This is a genomic window from Magnetospirillum moscoviense (assembly GCF_001650635.1).
GTDB lineage: Bacteria > Pseudomonadota > Alphaproteobacteria > Rhodospirillales > Magnetospirillaceae > Magnetospirillum > Magnetospirillum moscoviense.
Window position 1 is genome coordinate 1 of the sequence record NZ_LWQU01000101.1, and the last position, 770, is coordinate 770.

At 65.3% G+C, this 770-nt stretch carries 1 protein-coding gene; it reads right to left on the reverse strand.

The window, feature by feature from the left end:
* Positions 1–58: 58 nt before the first annotated feature.
* Positions 59–770 (reverse strand): IS110 family RNA-guided transposase (locus A6A05_RS04630; RefSeq protein WP_068497942.1); only part of this gene is annotated, 712 nt, incomplete at its 5' end.

The following is a 770-nucleotide window of genomic DNA, read 5'->3' on the forward strand; positions in this document are numbered from 1 at the left end:
AGACCGGTCGCCATCACGCTTTCATCGCCCTCGCAACTGGTTCGCTGTCGTGTCGTTGTCAGGCGGTCTGTGCCACCGGTTCGCGGTAGGTGTCGCCCTTGGCAAGGATGGCCCAGGCGATGCGCGCCATCTTGTTGGCCAGGGCAACGGAAATCTGCCGAGCCGTTTTTCCGCGCGCCGTCATCGCCGCCAGCCATGTCCCGCTTTCCTTGCGGCGCCGCCACAAGGTGCTGGTGGCGCCGATGACCAGAAGGGTCCGCAAATAGCGGTCCCCGGTCTTGGTGATCGGCCCCAGCACGGTCTTGCCCCCGGTGGAATTCTGGGATGGAACCAGACCCAGCCAGGCTGCGAAATCCCGGCCGGTCCTGAAGCGGCCGGAATCGCCCATGGCTGCGACGATAGCGCTGGCGGTCAACGGGCCGATGCCGGGAATGGAGGCAACCCGTTGGCTGTCGGCATTGCCCCGATGCCACTCCAGGATTTCGTGATCCAGCGCGTCGATCTTGACCTCGGTGTCGCGCAGGTGGGCCGCCAACATCGCCAAGGCTTCGCGGGCGGCCTGGGGCAAGGCCGTATCCGGAGCATCCAGGGCAAGAACGATCAACCGCGTCAGTCCAGCCTGTCCTTCCGGTTCGGCGATGCCGAATTCGGCAAAATGCGACCGCAAGGCATTGGCGAGCATCGTGCGCTGGCCGACCAGAAGGCGGCGGGCGCGATGGAGCATGAGAACGGCCTGGGTGTCCTCGCTCTTGACCGGAACGAATCGCATG